This window comes from Rhodanobacter sp. C06 (assembly GCF_002001105.1).
Classification (GTDB): domain Bacteria; phylum Pseudomonadota; class Gammaproteobacteria; order Xanthomonadales; family Rhodanobacteraceae; genus Rhodanobacter_A.
The window spans coordinates 68,857-88,816 of sequence record NZ_MUNP01000077.1; the positions used below are offsets into that span (position 1 = coordinate 68,857).

At 66.7% G+C, this 19,960-nt stretch carries 15 protein-coding genes; all 15 read right to left on the reverse strand.

The features are described from left to right. Positions 1–74 precede the first annotated feature (74 nt). The 15 genes from B0E52_RS17045 to B0E52_RS17115 all read right to left on the reverse strand — a co-directional run bounded on the left by B0E52_RS17045 (position 75) and on the right by B0E52_RS17115 (position 19,870). Entirely contained in the window at positions 75–1,307 is a 1,233-nt protein-coding gene (locus B0E52_RS17045) for an FtsX-like permease family protein (protein WP_077485807.1), read from the reverse strand. A 3-nt stretch (positions 1,308–1,310) separates the two neighbouring features. Further along, positions 1,311–2,621, reverse strand: coding sequence for an ABC transporter permease (locus B0E52_RS17050; protein WP_077485809.1), 1,311 nt, complete (start codon positions 2,619–2,621; stop codon positions 1,311–1,313). A 47-nt stretch (positions 2,622–2,668) separates the two neighbouring features. Beyond that, positions 2,669–3,829 (reverse strand): alpha/beta hydrolase, encoded by a 1,161-nt coding sequence (locus B0E52_RS17055; RefSeq protein ID WP_077485811.1) that lies wholly within the window; start codon positions 3,827–3,829, stop codon positions 2,669–2,671. A 55-nt stretch (positions 3,830–3,884) separates the two neighbouring features. Continuing rightward, positions 3,885–5,117, reverse strand: a complete 1,233-nt coding sequence (locus B0E52_RS17060) for an FtsX-like permease family protein (protein WP_077485813.1) — start codon at positions 5,115–5,117, stop codon at positions 3,885–3,887. A gap of 1 nt (position 5,118) precedes the next feature. Further along, on the reverse strand, positions 5,119–6,429 hold the full coding sequence (locus tag B0E52_RS17065) for an ABC transporter permease (RefSeq protein WP_077485815.1): 1,311 nt from the start codon (positions 6,427–6,429) through the stop codon (positions 5,119–5,121). 52 nt (positions 6,430–6,481) lie between these two features. Beyond that, positions 6,482–7,687, reverse strand: a complete 1,206-nt coding sequence (locus tag B0E52_RS17070) for an FtsX-like permease family protein (RefSeq protein WP_077485817.1) — start codon at positions 7,685–7,687, stop codon at positions 6,482–6,484. 61 nt (positions 7,688–7,748) lie between these two features. After that, positions 7,749–9,056 (reverse strand): ABC transporter permease, encoded by a 1,308-nt coding sequence (locus B0E52_RS17075; protein WP_168174223.1) that lies wholly within the window; start codon positions 9,054–9,056, stop codon positions 7,749–7,751. Between the two features lie 138 nt (positions 9,057–9,194). Continuing rightward, the gene (locus B0E52_RS17080) at positions 9,195–10,427 is read right to left on the reverse strand and encodes an FtsX-like permease family protein (protein WP_077485821.1); all 1,233 of its coding nucleotides are present in this window, start codon (positions 10,425–10,427) and stop codon (positions 9,195–9,197) included. Between the two features lie 11 nt (positions 10,428–10,438). After that, positions 10,439–11,746: an ABC transporter permease gene (locus B0E52_RS17085; protein WP_077485823.1), complete on the reverse strand. Its 1,308-nt coding sequence runs from the start codon at positions 11,744–11,746 to the stop codon at positions 10,439–10,441. A 139-nt stretch (positions 11,747–11,885) separates the two neighbouring features. Continuing rightward, positions 11,886–13,103: an FtsX-like permease family protein gene (locus B0E52_RS17090; protein ID WP_077485825.1), complete on the reverse strand. Its 1,218-nt coding sequence runs from the start codon at positions 13,101–13,103 to the stop codon at positions 11,886–11,888. 11 nt (positions 13,104–13,114) lie between these two features. Next, entirely contained in the window at positions 13,115–14,416 is a 1,302-nt protein-coding gene (locus B0E52_RS17095; RefSeq protein ID WP_077485827.1) for an ABC transporter permease, read from the reverse strand. A 154-nt stretch (positions 14,417–14,570) separates the two neighbouring features. Then, positions 14,571–15,830, reverse strand: coding sequence for an ABC transporter permease (locus B0E52_RS17100; protein WP_077485829.1), 1,260 nt, complete (start codon positions 15,828–15,830; stop codon positions 14,571–14,573). A gap of 10 nt (positions 15,831–15,840) precedes the next feature. Further along, complete coding sequence (locus B0E52_RS17105) at positions 15,841–17,160, reverse strand: ABC transporter permease (RefSeq protein ID WP_077485831.1); 1,320 nt, start codon at positions 17,158–17,160, stop codon at positions 15,841–15,843. A 150-nt stretch (positions 17,161–17,310) separates the two neighbouring features. Beyond that, positions 17,311–18,549 carry an FtsX-like permease family protein gene (locus B0E52_RS17110; protein ID WP_077485833.1) on the reverse strand — a complete coding sequence of 413 codons (1,239 nt, stop codon included), beginning with the start codon at positions 18,547–18,549 and terminating at the stop codon, positions 17,311–17,313. A gap of 10 nt (positions 18,550–18,559) precedes the next feature. Continuing rightward, positions 18,560–19,870, reverse strand: a complete 1,311-nt coding sequence (locus B0E52_RS17115; RefSeq protein WP_077485835.1) for an ABC transporter permease — start codon at positions 19,868–19,870, stop codon at positions 18,560–18,562. Between the last annotated feature and the right edge of the window lie 90 nt (positions 19,871–19,960).

Below are 19,960 nucleotides of genomic sequence, written 5' to 3' on the forward strand. Positions count from 1 at the left end.
TTTGGCGTTGCTGCCGACCCATGCCCTCTCCCGCCCTTTGGGCACCCTCCCCCGCAAGCGGGGGAGGGAAAAGCTCACACCGAACGCGTCGCCACCACCGGCGGCACCTGCGCGGCGCGCAGCGCGGGCGACAGCACCGAGAGCTGGCCCAACGCCCACAGCACCGCTGCGCCGATTGGCAGGTACCACAGCGGCAGGCGCGGCAGTTCGTAGTGCGTCATCAGCAGGAGATTCATCAGCACGGCCAGCAGCACGCCCAGCACGATGCCCACCGTGACGATCAGCAAGTTCTCGGTCTGGAAGTAGCGCAGGATGTCGCCGCGCGTCGCTCCAATCGCGCGGCGGATGCCGATGCTGCGCGTACGCTGCTGCACCCAGAAATTCGCCAGCCCGGCGATGCCCAGCGCGGTGACGAACAGCAGGCCCAGCACGGAGGCGATCAGCAGGCCGATCATGGTGGTATCGCGCTGGAAGTAGGCATTGCGAATCTGCGTGTAGGTCTGCATCTGCTTGGGGTCGATGATGCGGTTGGAGCTGGCCTGAAGCAGCGCGGCCTCGGCGGCCTTGAGCACGCGCTGGCGATCCTGCGGCGCGCTGCGCAGCACGTAGGTGACGCTGGAGCCGTCGGGACGCTGCGGCCAGATCATGCTGTCGCCGTCGACGCCCGGCTTGCTCAGGGCCGGCCGCAATAGCGTGTCCACGATGCCGACGACACGAAAGAAGTTGTCGCCGTCGTACATGCTCTGCCCCAGCGCCGAGCGCCCCGGATACAGTTTCTGCGCCAATGCGCGCGTAATGATCGCGACCGCGGGCTTGCCCTTGCTCACGTACTCGTCTGGCAGGAAATCACGCCCCGCAGCAAGATGCAGGCCCAACGTGGCGATCAAACCCGGCGTACCGTCGTACAAGGCAGGTTGCACGCAACCGCTGCCATCGATCGAATTGCGCTGTATCGCCCGATCCAGCGCCTGCTTGCTGGGGCACATGCCACTGGACGATTCGCTCTGGTTCAGCGGCAGCGAATAACTGACCGCCACGGCGGAACGCACCCCGGGAATCGCGCGCAAGGCGGCCAGGTCGGCCACATGCCGCGCCTGCACGTTCTCGCCTTTTTCGATGCCACGGCTGTGGATCGCCGACAGCTCGTTCTCGGCGATGCCGGTGGGCACGCTGATGCGTTGCACGCGCTGGGCCACCATGAACACCACGTTGCAGACGATGGCGCAGGTGAAGGCCACCTGCAGGGTCAGCAGGATGGCGGTGAGCTTGTGGTGGCGCAGGGTGGAAAGGATCGGTCGGATCTGCATGGGTCAACCCCCTTTGAGTTGCAGCGCGGGCGGCACGTGGCAAGCACGCCATGCCGGCAGCAAGCCGGCCAGCACGCTGGCGAGCACCGCGAGCGCCAATGTCCCGAGCAGCATCGACACGTCCATCTGCGCCAGCTTGGCGTAGTCGTCCGGGCGCTGGCGGATGCTCCACAGGCCGAGTTGCGCGATGGCCACGCCCAGCACCCCGCCAGCCACGCCGATCAGCGCCGACTCGATGCCAAGCTGCACGAAGATGTCGCGTCGTCTGGCACCCAGCGCGCGACGCACGCTGATCTCGCCGCCGCGACGCAAAAACTTCGCCAGCAGCAGCGCCACGATGTTGACCATGCACACGAACAGGAAACCCAGCGCCAGCCACAGCTGCAGGTCCACGTCGTTGGGCACCAGGTTTTCGTGCGCCAGCCAGCCCATCAGGTTGTACAGCTTCGCGTTGGTGGGCGGACGCTGGAAACGGCCCAGCGCCTTCTGCTGCGCGGAGTAGTCGATCAGGTATTGCCGGTACGCCGCCACTTGCGCCGGCGTGTCCAGTTGCACCCAGAACTGCAGCCAGCTCATGTTCGCGCTGGTCAGCGAATTATCGTCGCCCTTGACCCAGCCGGACTGGTTGCCATTGACTTGAAACTTCTCGTCCACCGCCACCGAAAGCGGTAGAAAGAACAGATCGGCATCGCTGTATTGGGTGCCCGTTTGATCGGCATAGAACAAGGGTTTCGGCGCCCAATCGGCAGTGACGCCGATCACCCGGAAATCATGCTCGCCCAGGTGCACCGTCTGGCCGACCGCAGTGCCCGTGCCGAACAGCTTGCGCGCCAGTATCTCGGACAGCACCACCACGTGCGCGCTGGCCGCGTCGTCCGCCGCGCTCCAGCCGCTGCCGCGCTCGAACGGCACGCCGAACAGCGCGAAGAAATCCGCCGTCGCATAGCGACCTGCCACGTAGAACGGCCGCAGGTCCGCGCGCGCCGGGCGCAACAGCAGCGAACCGCCCGACATCGCCGCCTGCCGCACGGCGCGATGTGCCTTGAGCAGCGCCATCGCATCGGGCCACGTCATGTCGTCGGTGGGGTCGGGGCTGTCGCCGCGCCGCTTGTGGTCCAACGGCAACGGATCGAGATGCGGCGTGTACAGCTGCGCGCTGCGCCCCGGCATCGGATCGTCGGTCATCACATGCAGCACGGTGAGCATGGTCATCGATGCGCCGATGCCCAGCCCGATCGCCAGCACCATCAGGCCGGTGAGGATCGGCGTGCGCTTGAGGCTGTGCAGTGCAAGATTCAGGTAATAACCGAACATGATTCCTCCATAGGTGCACTCAAGTCCTTCCCGGCAGCACGCCGAATTCAGCGATCGCGTTCCACTTCGGCGGGCGCCGCATCACCCGTCGTTTTCGCGTAAGGCAGCACGTCGTCCACCAGGTGAACCAGGAAGCGGCCGGGCTGCTCCAGCATGATCATGTGCGCCGAATCGGCGAACACCACCAGCCGCTTGGACGGCGCCTGCAGTGTGTCGAACCACTGTTCGGCCAACGTGTGCGACGTGGTGTTGTCGTGTGCGCCGACAAACATCACCACGGGGCAACCGAACCGGGTGGTGTGATCGAAATCGACCGACAGCAACGGCTTGAGCAGGTGTTTCAGCGAGAACACGCTGCCTTTGCCGATGGCGCGGACGTCGCTTTCGCTGTAATCGGGCGACAGATCCCAGGTATCCGCCGCGAACTGGTAATCCTGGCGCCCCCAGGCGAGGCCGCCGTAGTACATCTCCCACTTGTCGCGCACGCCGATCTGGTCGAGCGTGATGTCCTTCGGCCCCGGATAGGGCGCGATCGCATCCAGCTCGCGCACGGCAGCGGCATTGCCGTGCGCCTTGGCCTCGCGCAAGGCGAAGGCGTAGCCGTCCTCTTCGTTCCGGCGCATGTTCACGACCTGGCCCACGCTGACATAGGCGTAGAACCAGTCCGGGTGACGCTGCGCCAGTTCCACGCCCAGCACGCTGCCCCAGGAGTGCCCCATCACGAAGATCTTCCGTTTATGGAAGCGTTGGCGCAGGTACTCGACGACCTGCGCCGCATCGTCGGTCATGCCCGCGATGCTCAATCCCGGCGCCATCTGCGCTTCGGTATTGGCGGCATAGGTCTTGCCAGCGCCGCGTTGGTCCCATTCGACCACGGTGAAGTAGTCCTGCCACGGCGACTCGAATGTCCAGGCCTGCGGCATGTCCGGCGAAGCCGGGCCGCCATGCAGCACCAGCAGCACCGGATTGCGCAGATCGCGGCCGCGTATCGTCAGCCACTGGTCGATGCCGCCGATGCGCACCTTGACCTGCTCCTCGATCCCGTTCGGCGAGACGATCTTCTGGTTGGCGGCGATGACCCCGGTGACCTGGGCACGTGTCATCCAGTGCGCGGCGTCCTGCTCCGCCGGGGTTGCGCTCGCGGCACCTGCAGCCGCAAGCGCGGCCGCAGCCAGCAGGGTGCCGATTGCCCGCCGAATCTTCTTCATGCATCACTCCATCAAGGCCAACGATTGGTGGCGGATTCCCGCGCACCCTGGAAAATCACACGGATCGTGTCGCCACCACCGGCGGCACCGCCGCCGCGCGCAGCGCGGGGCCGAGCACGGCGAGCTGGCCGATGGCCCACAGCGCCAGCGCGCCGACCGGGAAGTAGATGCCCGGCAGGTGCGGCAATTCGTAGTGCAACATCAGCCACAGGCTCAGCCCATAGGCCAGCACCATCCCGATCACGATGCCCAGCGTGACGATCAGGAAATTCTCGGTCTGGAAGTAATGCAGGATGTCGGTGCGCGTGGCACCCAGTGCGCGGCGGATGCCGATCTGCTTGCGGCGCTGCGATACCCAGAAGCTGGCAAGCCCGACGATGCCCAGCCCTGTCACCAGCAGCAGCGCCACGATCACGCTGACCAGGATGCCCGCCATCGCGCGGTCGTCCTTGAAGTAATCGCTGCGGATCTCGTCGTAGGCGCGCATGTGCGTGATCACGCGCGTGGGGTCGGCGTGCTTCAGCGCCGCCACCGCCGCGGCGATCACTTGCTGCCGGTCCGCGGGCCGGGTGCGCAACAGGTAGCTCTGGTCCTTGTCCGCACCCATGTGCACCGGAATGATCATCGAGTATTGCGCGGTGGCGATGTTGTAGGCATTGGCGCGCGCCAGCGTCGCCACCACACCCACCACGCGGAAGCTCGCGGTGGGCGCCAACCAGAGCAACTTGCCGAGCGGGTTTTGCTGCGGCCACAGACGCGTGGCCAGCGCCTGGCTGACAAGCATCGGCATCGGGAAGCCCTTGTCATTGCCGTCGGCGAGGGCCTTGATCACCACATCCGCATTGACGTATTCGTCGGGGCGCAAGGGGCGCCCCGCGACCAGCTGCAAACCCATGGTTTGCACCAGGTTCTCGCCGAAATATTCAGCCGCATTCAAGGTTGGGTGCGGCTGCGTCGGCGAGAGCATCACGTTGCCGTTCGACGAAGCGCCACCGAACGGAACCTGGTTGCTCATGGCGACCGCCTGCACGCCGGGAATCTGCCGCAGCGTCGCGAGGTCTTCCTGCGCCCGCGCGAAACGATCGGCGGGCGGCTCGATCGGCGCCTGCTGGATCTGTACCAATTCGCGTTCCGCGATGCCGCTGGGCATGTCCATGTGCTGCAGGCGCTGCACGATCAGGAACACGCCGTTGCAGATGATGGCGCAGCTCAACGCGATCTCCAGCATCAGCAGCCAGAGGATGACCTTGTGCCGGCGCAGCGTGGCAAGTATCGGTCGCAGTTCCATGTCAATGGCTCTTGAGTTGCAGCGCCGGCGCGACGTGGCAGGCGCGCCACGCCGGCAGTATTCCGGCCAGCAGGCTGGCGCCGATCGCCAGCGCGAACGTGACCAGCAACATGGCCGGATCAAGGTGCGCCAGGGAGGCATAGTCGGACGCACGGTGCCGGACCATCCACAAGCCGAACAGGGACAGCAGGAGGCCGCCGGCCCCGCCGGCGATCCCGATCACCCCGGATTCGGTCAGCAACTGTGCGAACAACGCGCGCCTGGACGCCCCCAGCGCGCGCCGCACGCTCAGCTCGCCCGAACGGCGCAGGAATTTCGCCAGCATCAGGCCGACGGTGTTGACCAGGCATACCAGCAGGAAACCGAACGCCAGCCACGCCTGCAGGCGCACGTCGCCCGGCACGACGCGGTTGTAGTCCAGCCACTGCATCAGGTTGCGCAACTGCACGTTCGGTGCGCGCTGGAAGCGGCCCAGCGCCTTCTGTTCTTCCGAGTTGTGGACCAGGAACTGCCGGTACGCCGCGGCCTTGGCCGCACTGTCCAGCTCCACCCAGAACTGCAGCCACACGCAGGTCGCCGAGGGATAGGCATTGCCCTCCACGCCACCGGTGCCGTTGCCCCAGCAATCGTTGGAGCCGTTCTTGGCGAAATGCAGTTCCAGCGCCGTCTGCAGCGGCAGGAATGCCTGTTCGTAGTAGTTGTACGAGCCGGTGGTGAGATCGTAGAAATGCGGGTTCGGTCGCCAGCTGTCGAGCACGCCGACGACGCGGAACGTGATGCCGCCCAAGCGCAGGCTGCGTCCCGTGCTGTCGGCACCGTCGAACACTTTGTCGTTGAGCTGGCGCGTGATCACCACGTCGCGCGCGTGCGCCTCGTCGTCGGCACCGGTCCAGCCGCGGCCGTACAGGAACGGCGTGTCGAACATCGCGAAAAAATCCGCGCTGGTGTAGCGAGCCTCCACGTAGAACGGATCGAGTGACGATGAACCCGGCTGGATCGGCACCGCGCCACCGGCCATCAACGCCTGCCTGTCGGCACGCTTCGCCCGCAGCAGATTCATGCCGTCGATCAAGGTGACCTGCTCCGGCGCCAGCGTGCCGGGCATCATGCCGCGCGCGTCCTGCGGGTCGATCTGCGGGTAGTACAACTTGCCGCTCTTGCCCGGCAGCGGGTCGCCCGACAGCACGTGCAAAACGGTCAAGGTGGTCATGCACGCGCCGATGCCCACCGCGATCGCCAGCACCATCAGCGCGCCCAGCACCTTGTTGCGCGTGAGGCTGTGCAAAGCGAGGTCGAGGTAGTAGCCGAACATTCCATGCCTCCTTGATTGGACCCCCTCTCCCGCAGGCGGGAGAGGGGAAACCTCAAACGCTGCGCGTCGCCACTACCGGGGGCACCGCCGCCGCGCGCAGCGCGGGGCCGAGTACCGCGAGCTGACCGATCAGCCACAGCGCGATCGCGCCGCATGGCAGGTAGTACCAGGGCATGCGGCTCGTCGCGTAATGGCTCATCAGGTACAGGTTGATGCCGAAGGCCAGCACCATACCGACCGCCACACCCATGCTGCTGAGCAGGAAATTCTCGGTCTGGAAGTACTGCAGGATATGGCCACGGGTGGCGCCCACCGCGCGGCGGACGCCGATCTGCCGGCGCCGCTGGCCGACCCAGAAGCTGGTGAGGCCGACGATGCCGAAAGCGGTGACCGCCAGCATCACCACGCAGACCAGCACCAGCATCCACACCATGCTGCTGGTGTCGGCGAAGTAGTCGGTGCGCATCTGCGCGTAGGTCTTGCCCTCCACCACCGCACCCGGCTCCAGCCGGCCCAGTGCCTGCACCGCTTCGCGCACGACGCGGTCGCGATCCTGTGGTGCGTTGCGCAGCACGTAGTCGCCCATCATCTCGTCCGGATGCGATGGATAGAACACGCTGGAATACCGGCCACCGGGACCGCTGAACTTGGGATCCTGCGCCAGCACGTCGCCGACCACGCCCACCACCGTCCAGCTTTCACCATTGGCATACAGCGTCTTGCCCAGCGCACCCTGGCCGGGCCACAGGCGTTGCGCGTCGCTTTGCGTGACCAGCAGGACGTGGCTGGTGGACTGGAAATTCTTCAGGCCGCTGTCCGCGTATTCGTCGGCGTTGAAGAAGCGCCCTTGCAGCAGGTGCAGCCCCAGCGCCTGCTCGCCACCGCTGCCGAGGAAATACACCGAGGTGTTCACCGTGGTCTTCCCGTCCGGCGTGGTGGTGAAACCGGTCAGCGCAGGATTCTGGTCCAGCGGCATGCTGGTCGCCGCGGCTGCCGCCGTGACCCCAGCGATGCCGCGCAGGGCGGCCAGGTTGCGTGGGATATCACTGGCAGCGAGGGCGGGGTCGGTACCGTTCACCGTGATGACCGAGATACCTTGCTCGTCGATCGCGTTTGGCCAGTGGATGTCGGCCATGCGCTGGCCGATCATGAACACGGCATTGCACAGCACCGCGCAGGCCAGCGCGATCTCCAGCACGATCAGCGCGGCCGGGATGCGGTGCCTGCGCAGGCTGGCGAGTATCGGGCGGATTTCCATGGTGCGGTTCCTTTGGGAAGTGCGGTCGCGGACGGCCGCTTTTTTGCGCGGTGGAAGCGGATCAGACAGCTTTCAACTGTGGAGCGGGCGCCACCACGCAGGCGCGCCACGCAGGCAGCAGGCCGGCGACCAGGCTGGCCAGCAGCGCCACCACGAAGGTAAACAGGAACATCGACAGGTCCAGATGCGCGAGGCTGGCGTACTGCGCCGGCTGGTGGCGGATGCCCCACAGCCCCAGCTCGGCAAAGACCAGCCCCAGCACGCCGCCGGCCACGCCCACGATGGCGGCCTCGACCATGAACTGCGTGAAGATCGCGCCGCGCGAGGCGCCCAGCGCGCGGCGCACGCCGATCTCGCGTGAGCGGCGCAGGCACTTGGCCAGCAGCAGGCCCACCGTGTTCACCACGCAGATCAGCAGGAAGCCGAACGCCAGCCCGGCCTGCAGGCGCACGTCGTCCGGCACCACGTGTTCGCTGCGCATCCATTCCATCAGGCCCGACAAGGCCGTGTCGGTACGCTGGTACCGCCCCAGCGCCACCTGCTCCTTCGCGTAATTGCCGAGGAACATCTTGTAGGCCGCGACATCGGCGGCATTCGGCAACTGCACCCACAGACCCAGCCAGATCGCCGGGGCCGTTTCCAGATGTTCGACGTCGATCGATTTCCCGTAGCCCATCATCGTGCTCGGCATCAGGTCGTCGGCGCGTGCGCCCTGCAGCGGCACGAACACCGCGTCGCCCTCGCCGTAGCTGTGGCCGCCCAGATGCACCGCGTAGAAGCGTGGCTGCGGCGCCCACGTGCGCAGCACACCGATGATGCGGAAGTCGTGATCCTCGATGCGGATCATGCGCCCCACGCTGTTCGCGCCGCCGAACAGCTTGTCGTTGAGCGAGCCGGCGATCACCGCGACCTGCGCGCGGCCCTCGTCGTCCGCCGCGGTCCAGCCCGAACCGTATTGGAACGGCGCATCGAACATCGGGAAGAAGTCGGTCGTGGTCAGCACGCCCTGCGCATAGAACGGCTTGCCGACACCCGATGGCGGGGTCAGCTTGACCTGCGACATGGCCATCGCCGCCTGCCGTTCCGCCTTGCGCGCGTGGATCAGGTTCATCGCGTCGATGTAGCTCATCAGATACGGCACCCGCTTCCCGCTGCGCGAGAACGGCTGGTTCGCCGGGTAGGGATCGAGCTGCGGATAGAACAGCTGCGCGCTCTTCTGCGGAATCGGGTCGCCCGACAGCAGTCGCAGCACGGCCAGCGTGGTGATCGTGGCCCCAATGCCCAATGCCAGCGCGAGCACCATCAGGGTGGTGAGCACCTTGTTGCGCTTCAGGCTGCGCAGGGCCAGGTCGAGGTAATAGCCGAACATCACGCATCTCCTTCATGGGTCTCCCCTCTCCCTTCGGGAGAGGGGCCGGGGGAGAGGGTCCGGTCAAGGCGTATCGCCTCGCTCCGCCCGTACCTCTCCCGCCCTCGTGGGCACCCTCTCCCGGAGGGAGAGGGAAAATCACACCGACCGCGTCGCCACCACCGGCGGCACCGCCGCGGCGCGCAGCGCGGGGCCGAGCACGGCGAGCTGGCCGATGGCCCACAGCGCGAGCGCGCCCACCGGGAAATAGATGCCCGGCAGCCGCGGCAATTCGTAATGCGTCATCAGGAACAGGTTGATGCCGTAGGCCAGCGCCATGCCGAGCACGATGCCGAAGGTGGCGAGCAGGAAGTTCTCGGTCTGGAAGTAGCGCAGGATGTCGCCGCGGGTGGCGCCCAGCGCGCGGCGCACGCCGATGGTGCGGCGGCGCTGCCCCACCCAGAAGCTGGCCAGGCCGACGATGCCCAGCGCGGTCACCGTGAGCAGCGCCACGATCACGCCGACCAGGATGCCGGCCATCGCGCGGTCGCTGGCGAAGAATTCGCGTCGCGCCTCGTCGTAGGTGCGCTTCGTCACCACCACGCGGTTGGGGTCGAGTTGCTTGAGCTTGGCCACGGCAGCCTTGATCACCGCTTCGCGATCCTGCGGTGCCGTGCGCAGCACGTAGCTCGCGCCATCGGCCAAGGTCATGTGGATCGGCCACATCACGCTGTACTGCGGCCCCATGCGCAGCATATTGGGCCGCGCCAGCGACGCCACCACGCCGATGACGCGTAGCGCGATGTCCTTCCCTACATAGGCCGTCTGGCCGAGGGGGTCCTTGCCCGGCCACATGCGTTCGGCGAGCGCACGCGTCACGATCATGGTTTGCGGCAAGCCTTTCGTGTCGCCGGTCTTCAGGGCCGCCATGGCGGTGTCCAGGTCGACGTATTCGCCCGGCCCGAAGTCGCGCCCGGCCACCAGCCGCACGCCCAGCGTGGGCAGGATGTTCTGCCCCATGTACTGCGACACGTTGACGGTGGGCTGCTGCTGGTGCGGATCGAGCATGAGCCCGCTGTTCGACGAACCGCCGTAGCTGAAGGGCAATTCCTCGACCACCCCCACCTGCCGCACGCCGGCAATCTGTCGTAGCGCTGCCAGGTCCGTTTCCGTCTGCGCCTTGGCATCGGGGCTCTTGCCGATGTGGCCCAACTGGATCTGCACCAGCTCGTGTTCGGCGATGCCACTGGGCATGTCCATGCGCTGCAGGCGCTGGCCGATCAGGAACACCGCGTTGCACACGATGGCGCAGGTCAGCGCGATCTCCAGGATCAACAGGCACGCGGTGACCTTGTGCCGGCGCAGGGTCGAGAGTATGGGTCGCAGTTCCATGCCGATGCTCCTCAATTGCTCTTGAGCTGGAGGGCCGGCGCCACCTGGCAGGCGCGCCACGCGGGCAGCAGGCCAGCGAGCAGGCTCGCGCCCAGCGCCAGCAGGAAGGTGGTGAACAGCATCGCGGGGTCGAGATGCGCCAGCGCGGCATAGCTGGCTGGTTGCCGTCGCACCAGCCACAGGCCGATGAAGGCCAGCAGCAGGCCGCCCATGCCGCCGACCAGGCCGACCACGCCGGACTCCACCAGCAACTGCGCGAACAGCGCCTTCTTCGACGCACCCAGCGCGCGGCGCACGCCCAACTCGCTCGCGCGGCGCAGGAACTTCGCCAGCATCAGGCCCACGGTGTTCACCAGGCAGACCAGCAGGAACCCGAGCGCCAGCCAGGTCTGCAGGCGCACGTCGTCGGGCACCACCTGGTTGTAGTCCAGCCACTGCATCACGTTGCGCAACTCGACGTTGGGCGGCCGCTGGAAGCGGCCCAGCGCCTTCTGCTGTTCGGAGTAGTGGACGAGGAAAGTCTTGTACGCCGCCGCCTTGGCCGGGCTGTCCAGTTGCACCCAGAACTGCAGCCACACGCAGGGCGCATTGTGGTCGGGCGTGTTCCCGCCGCCACCGTTGCCCCAGCAATCGACGCTGCCGTCATGAACCATGCCCACGTCCTGCGAAGTGGACAGCGGCACGAACACGCCCTCGTTCTCGTCGTAGCTCTTGCGGTTCAGATCGTAGAAGTTCGGGTTGGGGCTCCAGTCGCCGGTCACGCCCACGATGCGGAAATCCGTACCGTCCAGTCGCAGCGCCTTGCCGGTGCTGTCGCCGCCGCCGAACAGCTTGTCGTTGAGCCGGCTGCTGATCACCGCCACGCGCTCATGCGCCTCGTCTTCTGCCGCGCCCCAGGCATGGCCGTACTGGAACGGCACGCCGAACATCGTGAAAAAATCGGCGGTGGTGTAGCGCGCATCCTCATAGAACGGATCGAGCGTGGAGTTGCCTGGCTGCACCGCCACGTCGCCGCCGGTCATCAGCGCCTGCCGATCCGCGCGCTTCGCCTGCAGCAGGTTCATGCCGTCGATCCAGGTCACCTGATCCATCGGCTTCGACTTGCCGGGCAGGTAGCCGCGGCTGTCCTGCGGATCGATCTGCGGGTAGTACAGCGTGCCGCTGCGCCCCGGCAGCGGATCGCCCGACAGCACGTGCAGCACGGTGAGCGTGGTCATCGAGGCGCCGATGCCCAGCGCGATCGCCAGCACCATCAGTGCGGTGAGCACCTTGTTGCGCGCGAGGCTGCGTAGTGCGAGGTCGAAGTAATAGCCGAACATTCCGTGCCTCCGTCATTGCACTCCCCTCTCCCTTCGGGAGAGGGTTGGGGGAGAGGGTTCGGCCAGCGCGCAATGCCACGCTCCGCCCGTACCCTCTCCCGCCCTGCGGGCACCCTCCCCCGGAGGGGGAGGGGAAAACTCACACGCTCCGTGTCGCCACCACCGGCGGCACTGCCGCGGCGCGCAGTGCGGGGCCGAGCACGGCGAGCTGGCCCAACCCCCACAGCACCAGCGCGCCCACCGGCAGGTAGTACAAAGGCAGATGCGGCAGCTCGTAGAACTTCATCAGCACCGCGTTGAGCACGAAGGCCAGCAGCATGCCCAGCGCGATGCCGAACGTGACGATCAGGAAGTTCTCGGTCTGGAAGTAGCGCAGGATGTCGCCGCGCGTCGCGCCGATCGCGCGGCGTATGCCGATCTGCTTGCGCCGCTGCGCCACCCAGAAGCTGGTGAGGCCGACAATGCCAAGCGCGGTAACGCCAAGCATGAGGACAACCACGCCGAGCAGCAGGCCGATCATGATGCGGTCGGTCTTGAAGTAGTTCATGCGCAGGTCACCCAGGGTTTTGCTGTTGTCCTGGTCCAGCACCACGTCGGGGGCGATCTTCGGCACGGCGGCGCGCGCTGCCTGCAGCACGCGCTGCACATCCTGCGGCCGGGCTCGCAGCAGGTAGGTGCCGGCCAACGAGCCGCCCGGCACGACCGGCGTGAACACCGTCCACTCACCCTGCTGCAGGTCGTATTGGCTGGGTTGAGCACGCGCGTAGTGGTCCACCACGCCCATGACGCGAAAGTGCATTTTGTCGCACCAGAAGTCCTTGCCCAGCGGGTTCTCGCCCGGCCACGCATGTTCCGCCCACTGGCGGGTCACCAGCACCTGCGCATCGTCGGGAAGGAAGCTGGTGGCGGGCCGATAGTCGTCGGGCTGCGGGAGGCGCCCCTCGACCAGTTTCAAGCCCAATGCCTTGAACGTGCCCGGCCCGGCCAGCACGAAATCCACTACGCCGATCAGGTTCTTGAAATCGCCCGGCTCATGCGTGACGCCCGCCGCACCCGTTTGCGGTCCGAACGGCACCTCGCTGATGAGGGTGGCCGACTGCACGCCCGGAATTGACCGCAAGCCGGTCAGCATGCGCGCGTTGACGTCGGCCGCCTGATTCGGATCGAAGCCGTTGACCGTCAATACCGCCAACGAACTCTCGTCGACGCCGCTGTTGATCTGGATCATCGTCCAGCGCCGCGCCACCAGGAAGCAGGCGTTGCACAACACGGCGCAGGCCAGCGCGATCTCCATCGCGATCAGCAAGGTGGCCAGACGATGGCGGCGCAGCGCCGCGAGTATCGGTTTGATCTGCATGGTCGGCCTCCTCACAACGCCTTGAGTTGCCAGCCGGGAACCACGCGACTGGCGCGCAGCGCAGGTATCAGCCCGGCGAGCAGGCTGGTGCCGACCGCCAGTACGAACGTGACGAGGAACATGGCGGTGTCCAGGTGCGCGAGGTGGGCGTAGTCCACCGGTTGCTGCCGCACCAGCCACAACCCGAACAGCGTCAGCAGCCAGCCGAAGCCGCCGCCGAGCAAACCGATCAGACCGGCCTCGACCAGGCACTGAGCGAAGATCGCGCCGCGGCTGGCGCCCAGCGCGCGGCGCACGCCGATCTCGCCACTGCGACGCAGGAACTTCGCCAGCAGCAAGCCCACCGCGTTGAACAGGCAGATGACGAGGAAGGCCGACGCCAGCCACGCCTGCAGACGCACGTCGCCGGGCACCTGGCCGCGGTAGGTCAGCCAGGTCATCAGGTCGCGCAGCCGCGCATGCTCGCTGCCCACGGCGAAGCGGCCCAGCGACTTCTGCGTGTTCGCGTAATCGTCCAGGAAGCGCGCGTAGTCGCGCACCTTGGCCGGGCTGTCCAGCTCCACCCACAGCCACACCCACACGCAATCGGCGTTCTGCAGGTCGCCCATGGATGGCGGCACATGCCAGCAGGTATAGGCTTGGAAGTTGCCCTTGTTGATTTCCATGCTGCTGGTGAACGGGGCAAAGACATCTTCCGACTTGCTGAAGTTCTGGCTCCACGGGTCGTAGAACAGCGGCGTGGGGCGCCACGGCTTCAGTACGCCGACGATGCGCATGTCGGCATCGCGCACGCGCAGGATGCGGCCCACGCTGTTGGCGCCGCCAAACAGTTTCTGGTTGAGGTCGGCCGAAATCACCGCCACGCGCGCATGGTGCGCGTCGTCGTCCGCGCTCCAGCCGGAGCCGTACTGGAACGGCACGTCGAACATCGGGAAGAAATCCGCCGAAGTGGAGAGCATGCTCGGCAGCAGCGGTGGCTGGCCACTGTCCGGCAAGCGCACCTTCACGGGGCTGCTGGTGATGATCGCCTGGCGGTCGGCGCGATGCGCGTTCCACAGGTCCATGGCCGAGCGGTAATCCATCGCCGGACGCGGCTCGGTGCTTCCCCCCACGACGGGATTCTCCGGATCCACCTGCGGGAAAAACAGCGTGCTGCTCTTGCCGGGCAGCGGATCGCCGGACAACAGATGCACCACCGTCAGCGTGGTCATGCACGCACCGATGCCCACCGCGATGGCCAGCACCATAAGCGCGGTGAGCACGCGGTTGCGCTTGAGGCTGCGCAGGGCGAGGTCGAGGTAGTAAGCAAACATTCCAAACTCTCCTCAGTTTGCAGACTCCCTCTCCCCCAACCTTGTTGGGGGAGAGGGTTGGGGTGAGGGGGCGCTCCTCGCCAAGCGAAAATGCAAAAGCGCCCCCTCACCCTGCCCTCTCCCCCGGCGCAGCCGGGGGAGAGGGTTCAAGCAATCACGCCGCCCGCGTCGCCGTCACCGGCGGCACGTTGGACGCGCGCCGCGCGGGTACGAACACCGCGCACTGGCCCAGCACCAGCACTGCCGCCACGCCGATCAAGGTGTAGACCACCGGCAGGCGGTCCATCTGATAGAGGCGCATCAGCCACAGGTTGAGGCCGATCGCCATGACGATGCCGATCACTGCGCCACTGCCGGCGATCAGCAGGTTCTCCAGCTGGAAGTAGTGCAGGATGTCGACCTTGCGCGCGCCCAGCGCGCGGCGCACGCCAATCTGGCGGTGGCGCTGGCCGACCCAGAAGCTGGTGAGGCCCACGATGCCCGCCGCGGTGACGCTGAGCAGGACCAGGCAGATCACGCCCATCAGGATCGCCATGCCCACGTCGGCGCGATAAGCCTCGGCGCGGATGTCGGCGTACGACTTGACGCTGTCGTCGTCGAGCACGCGCAGCGGGTTCACCTTGTACAGCGTGGGCGCCGCCGCCTTCATCGCTGCTTCCAGCTGGCCCGGTTTGGTACGCACTGCGTAACGCGCGAAGCCCGCGTCCAGCCGCGTGGGCACCAGAGTGGCGTTCCAGGTGAACCCGTTGACCCAGCTGCCAGTGGAAGGCACTTGCAGGCGCGTCACCACGCCGACGATGGTGCTGGGGGCGCTGCTGCCGTCGACATAGATCGGCTTGCCCACCGCGTCACCTTTCGGGAACAGCTTGTCCGCCAGCGCCTTGGTGACGATGACGATCGGGCGCGGCGGGTTGTCGCGGAAGCCCTGGTTTTGCACGTCGCCGGCATTGAACCAGCGGCCGGCCGCCAGTTTCACGCCCAGCGTCGACATGGCCTGGTCGTCCGTGAAGTAGTAGGTGGTGCGCACGTTGTTGCCCGTGTCGCTGAACTTGGCATCGGGCTTGAGCGAGACCGCGCCGTTCCAGGAGGAATTCAGCAACGGCAGCGAGTTGATCGGCGCCACCGAGGCCACGCCGGGCAGGTTGCGCAGCGCCACGAGATCCTCCTTCTGCATGGCGTCGAGCTTGGCCACGCCATCGGGCGTGTCGGCGCTGGGCGCGCCCACCCATTGCTGGGTGACCAGGAACAGGTTGCTCTCGTCCAGTCCGGTGGGGCGGTTCACCCGGTCGATGCGCTGGCCGATGATGAAGATGGCGTTGCAGACGATCGCCAGGGTCAGCGCGATCTGCAGCGCGATCAGCACCACGCCCGCCTTGTGCTTGCGCAATGCCGCGATCATGGGATGCAGTTTCATGGCGCGCTCCTTAGTTGCTCTTCAGCTGCCAAGCGGGTTGCACCCGCGAGGCACGGTAGGTCGGATACAGGCCGGCCAGCATGGTGGCGACCACCGCCACCAGCAGGGTCAGCAGCAGCAGCGAGACGTCCAGCCGCGCCAGCGCGGCGATATCCTTCGGCATCACCCAGCCCACGCTGGCCACGCCCGCGCAGGTGAGCAGCAGGCCCAGCACGCCGCCGGCCACGCCGACGATGCCGGCTTCGGTGAGGAACTGCGCGTAGATCGCCATGCGCGGCGCGCCCAGTGCGCGCCGCACACCGATCTCGGCGCTGCGGCGCAGGAACTTCGCCAGCAGCAGGCCGATGGTGTTGACCAGGCACACCAGCAGCAGGCCGAGCGCCACCAGCAGCGAGACCTTGGTGTCGCTGGGCACCACGTGCTGGTTGTCCAGCCAGGCCGGCAGGTTGCGCAGGCGGTTGTTCGGCGCCCAGCCGAAGCGCCCGTTCTGCTGCTGCTCGCGTGCGTAACCCTGCAGGTAGTTGCGGTAGGTCGACACCGCCGAGGCGTCGTCCAGCTCGGCCATGTAGGCAATCCACACGCACTCGGAGTGCTGCAGGCCGACGAAGCCGGATTCCTTGGGCACCGCGTTGCAATTGGTGTTGCCGTCGTTCTGCATGTTCGCCTGGATGGCGGTCAGGAACGGCAGGAACACGTCGTCGGACTGGCTGTTGAAGCCGCCCGAGTTGACCACGTCGTAGAAGCGCGGCTGCGGGTTCCAGTCCTTCAGCACGCCGACCACGCGGTAGTCGTGGCTTTCGATGTTGACGCTCTTGCCCACGCTGTTGGCGCCGCCGAACAGCTTCTGGTTGAGCTTGCTGCTGATCACCACCACCTGCGCCCGGTTGGTGTCATCGCTGGCGCCCCAGCCGCTGCCGTACTGGAACGGCACGTCCAGCATCGGGAAGAACTCGCCGTACACCGCATGGCCGCTGACGTTGATCGGATGCTTGGTGGCCTCCGCCGGCACGACCGAGGGCGAGATCTGGTACATCGCCGACTGCAGCTTGGCGCGGTGGTCGCGCATCAGCGCCGTCGCGTCGGCGTAGTCCATCGCGTTCGGCGGCTCACCCTGGGAAAGGGGGTTGTTGCTCGGCCCCCAGTTGTCGATCTGCGGCACGAACAGCTGCGCGGATTTCCACGGGATCGGGTCGCCCGACACGGCACGGAACACCGACCACGAGGTCATCGAGGCGGCCACGCCGAAGCCGATCGCCAGCACCATCAAGGCGGTGAGGCCGGGACTGCGTTTCAGGCTGCGCAATGCGAGGTCGAGGTAGTAGGCGAACATTTCGTTCTCTCCGGTGATGGGTCTCCTCCCCCTGCTTGCCCCAAAGGGACTTCCTTCGGTCGCAGGGGGAAGTCGGGAGGGGGTGCGTCCCCGAGGTCGAAAGCACCCCACCCCAGCCCTCCCCTGCACACAGGGGAGGAGGTAAATGCGTCACACGCTGCGCGTCGCCTCCACCGGCGACACGCGCGAAGCGCGCAGCGCCGGCGCCAGTACCGCGCCTTGTCCCAGCAGCAACAGCACGATCACGCCGACGCCTACATAGGCCAGCGACATGTGATCCAGCGCGAAGCGGGTCACCGTCCACAGGTTGAAGGCGTACGCCAGCACCACGCCCAGCGCCACGCCCGCCGCGCTGATCAGGAAGTTCTCGGTGAGGAAGTAGGCGAGGATGTCGCGCTGCCGCGCGCCCAGCGCCCGGCGCACGCCGATCTGCTTGCGGCGCTGGCCCACCCAGAAGCTGGTGAGGCCCACGATGCCGGCGGCCGTGATCGCCAGCAGCACGGCGCAGATGATGCCCATCAAGATCGCCATGCCGCGGTCGCTGTCGAAGACCTTGTGGCGGATCGTGGCGTAGTCCTGGAGGCCATCCTTGGCATCGATGATGCGCAGGCGGCTCTGCGCGTACAGCGCCTTGGGCGCCTCGCGCATCGCGGCAGCGAGCTGGCCCGGCTTCGCCCGCACGATGTAGTAGAGGCCGCGCGAGTCGGCCGACCGTATCGGCCAAATCAGCGATTGCCCGGTAAAGGCCTTGTTCCACTGGCTCACGCCCTGCCGGTGCAAGGTATCGACGACGCCGATGATGGTGCTGGGCGTGGCACCCATCGCGTAGAAGCTCTTGCCCAGCGCGTTGCCATCGGGAAACAGCCGGTCGGCCAGCGCCTGGCTCACGATCACCGTTGAGGGCGTGATCGCCTGCTGGGTGCCCATCACCATCACTTCGTCGGGGCGGAAGTTGCGCCCCGCGACCAGCTTCAGCCCCAGCGTGTCGATGAAGTGCTCGTCACCCAGGTACACCGCGCTGTCGGTGACCGGCTGGGTCTGCTCGGGCGTCAGCGTGACGAAGTTGTCCCAGCCGCCGCCCTGCAGGGGATAGCCGTTGGCCGGCGTGGCATCGCGCACGGCCGGCAGCTGCCGCAGCGCGAGCAGATCGGCCTGCACCTGCGCATCGACCTGTGCCGTCGGCCATTCGGCCGCCCACTGGTTCCGGATGACGAAGACGCTGGATTCGTCCACGCCACTGGCCTCGCCCAGATTGGCCAGCCGCGCGTGGATGATGAACAAGGCGTTGCACACGATCGCCAGGGTCAAGGCGATCTGCAGCGTGATCAGCACGGTGCCGGCCTTGTGACGGCGCAGCGCGGTGAGGACGGGCTTGATCTGGATAGTCATGGTGCTCTCCTCAGCTCGACTTCAACTGCCACGCCGGCTGCACGTGCGCCGCCCGCCATGCCGGATAGAACGCCGCCAGCACGGTGGCGACGATGGCCACGAGCAGGGTGAGCCCCACCAGCGAGACATCGAGCTGCGCCAGCTGCGCGATCTGCGGCGGAAACAGCACGCCCACGCCGGACACGCCCAGCGCGGTGAGCAGCAGGCCCAGCACGCCGCCGACCAGGCCCACCGTCGCCGCCTCGATCAGGTATTGCGTGTAGATCTCCCTGCGCGTGGCGCCCAGTGCGCGGCGCACGCCGATCTCGCCCGCGCGGCGCATGAATTTCGCCAGCAGCAGGCCGATGGTGTTGACCAGGCAGATCACAAAGAAGCCCAGCGCCACGGCCAGTGAAATGCGGCTCTCGGGCGGCACCACGTGCTCGTGGTCCAGCCACTGCGCCACGTCGCGCAGGCGCACGTTGGGCGCCCAGCCGAAGCGGCCGGCGTGTTGCTGGTCAGCGGCGTAGTGGGTGAGGAAACTGCGATAGCTCGCGACTTCGGCCGGGGTGTCCAGCTCCACCCATGGCGTGATCCATACACAATTGCTTTGTGTGTAATCTTCCCAGTTGGTGAACTTGAGCTGCCCGCGGCAGCTGTTGCGGCCGCTGGGATACATCTTCAGGTCCATGGCCCGGGTGAACGGCATGTAGATATCCGGTTCATCGGCAAAACCGTCGGTGCTGAACAGGTCGTAGAACCGCGGGCGCGGGTTCCAGTGGTTGGTGACGCCGACCACGCGGTAATCGTGGCCGCCAAGATTGATCGTGCGCCCCACGCTGTTCGCGCCGGCGAACACCTTCTGGTTGAGCTCGCTGCTGATGACCACGTCGGCGGCGCGTGCCTCGTCGTCCTGCAGGCCCCAACCGCTGCCATAGCGGAACGGCACCTCGAACATGGCGAAGAAGTCGCTGCCCACGGCATAGCCGCTGACGGAGATGGGCAGTTCGCGGTTGCCGCCCGGCATCACAGACATCAGCACCTGGTACAGCATCGTCTTGCGCTTTGCCTCATGTGCCCGCAGCAGCGCCATCGCATCGATGTAGCTCACCGCTTCCGCCGGTTCGCCCTTGAGGTTCTGCTGCGGCCCCCAACCGTCGATCTGCGGAATGAACAGCTGCGCCGACTTGTCCGGTATCGGATTGCCCGACACCGCGCGGAACACCGAGTACGTGATCATCGACGCGGCCACGCCGAAACCGATCGCCATCACCATCAGGAGGGTGAGGGCGGGGTTGCGGCGCAGGCTGCGCAGGCCGAGCTGGAAGTAATAGGCGAACATCACGTTCCTCTGTCGATTTACCCCTCCCCCTGCTTGCAGGGGGAGGCCGGGTGGGGGTGCCTTTCGTCAGGATCAAATGCACCCCACCCC

Excerpts from the sequence above, each read along its gene's own strand:
- B0E52_RS17110 (WP_077485833.1), bottom strand. The coding sequence starts at position 18,549 with ATGACTATCCAGATCAAGCCCGTCCTCACCGCGCTGCGCCGTCACAAG.
- B0E52_RS17100 (WP_077485829.1), bottom strand. The coding sequence starts at position 15,830 with ATGAAACTGCATCCCATGATCGCGGCATTGCGCAAGCACAAGGCGGGC.
- B0E52_RS17090 (WP_077485825.1), bottom strand. The coding sequence starts at position 13,103 with ATGCAGATCAAACCGATACTCGCGGCGCTGCGCCGCCATCGTCTGGCC.
- B0E52_RS17095 (WP_077485827.1), bottom strand. The coding sequence starts at position 14,416 with ATGTTTGCTTACTACCTCGACCTCGCCCTGCGCAGCCTCAAGCGCAAC.
- B0E52_RS17045 (WP_077485807.1), bottom strand. The coding sequence starts at position 1,307 with ATGCAGATCCGACCGATCCTTTCCACCCTGCGCCACCACAAGCTCACC.
- B0E52_RS17055 (WP_077485811.1), bottom strand. The coding sequence starts at position 3,829 with ATGAAGAAGATTCGGCGGGCAATCGGCACCCTGCTGGCTGCGGCCGCG.
- B0E52_RS17085 (WP_077485823.1), bottom strand. The coding sequence starts at position 11,746 with ATGTTCGGCTATTACTTCGACCTCGCACTACGCAGCCTCGCGCGCAAC.
- B0E52_RS17115 (WP_077485835.1), bottom strand. The coding sequence starts at position 19,870 with ATGTTCGCCTATTACTTCCAGCTCGGCCTGCGCAGCCTGCGCCGCAAC.
- B0E52_RS17060 (WP_077485813.1), bottom strand. The coding sequence starts at position 5,117 with ATGGAACTGCGACCGATACTTGCCACGCTGCGCCGGCACAAGGTCATC.
- B0E52_RS17065 (WP_077485815.1), bottom strand. The coding sequence starts at position 6,429 with ATGTTCGGCTACTACCTCGACCTCGCTTTGCACAGCCTCACGCGCAAC.
- B0E52_RS17050 (WP_077485809.1), bottom strand. The coding sequence starts at position 2,621 with ATGTTCGGTTATTACCTGAATCTTGCACTGCACAGCCTCAAGCGCACG.
- B0E52_RS17105 (WP_077485831.1), bottom strand. The coding sequence starts at position 17,160 with ATGTTCGCCTACTACCTCGACCTCGCATTGCGCAGCCTGAAACGCAGT.
- B0E52_RS17070 (WP_077485817.1), bottom strand. The coding sequence starts at position 7,687 with ATGGAAATCCGCCCGATACTCGCCAGCCTGCGCAGGCACCGCATCCCG.
- B0E52_RS17080 (WP_077485821.1), bottom strand. The coding sequence starts at position 10,427 with ATGGAACTGCGACCCATACTCTCGACCCTGCGCCGGCACAAGGTCACC.
- B0E52_RS17075 (WP_168174223.1), bottom strand. The coding sequence starts at position 9,056 with ATGTTCGGCTATTACCTCGACCTGGCCCTGCGCAGCCTGAAGCGCAAC.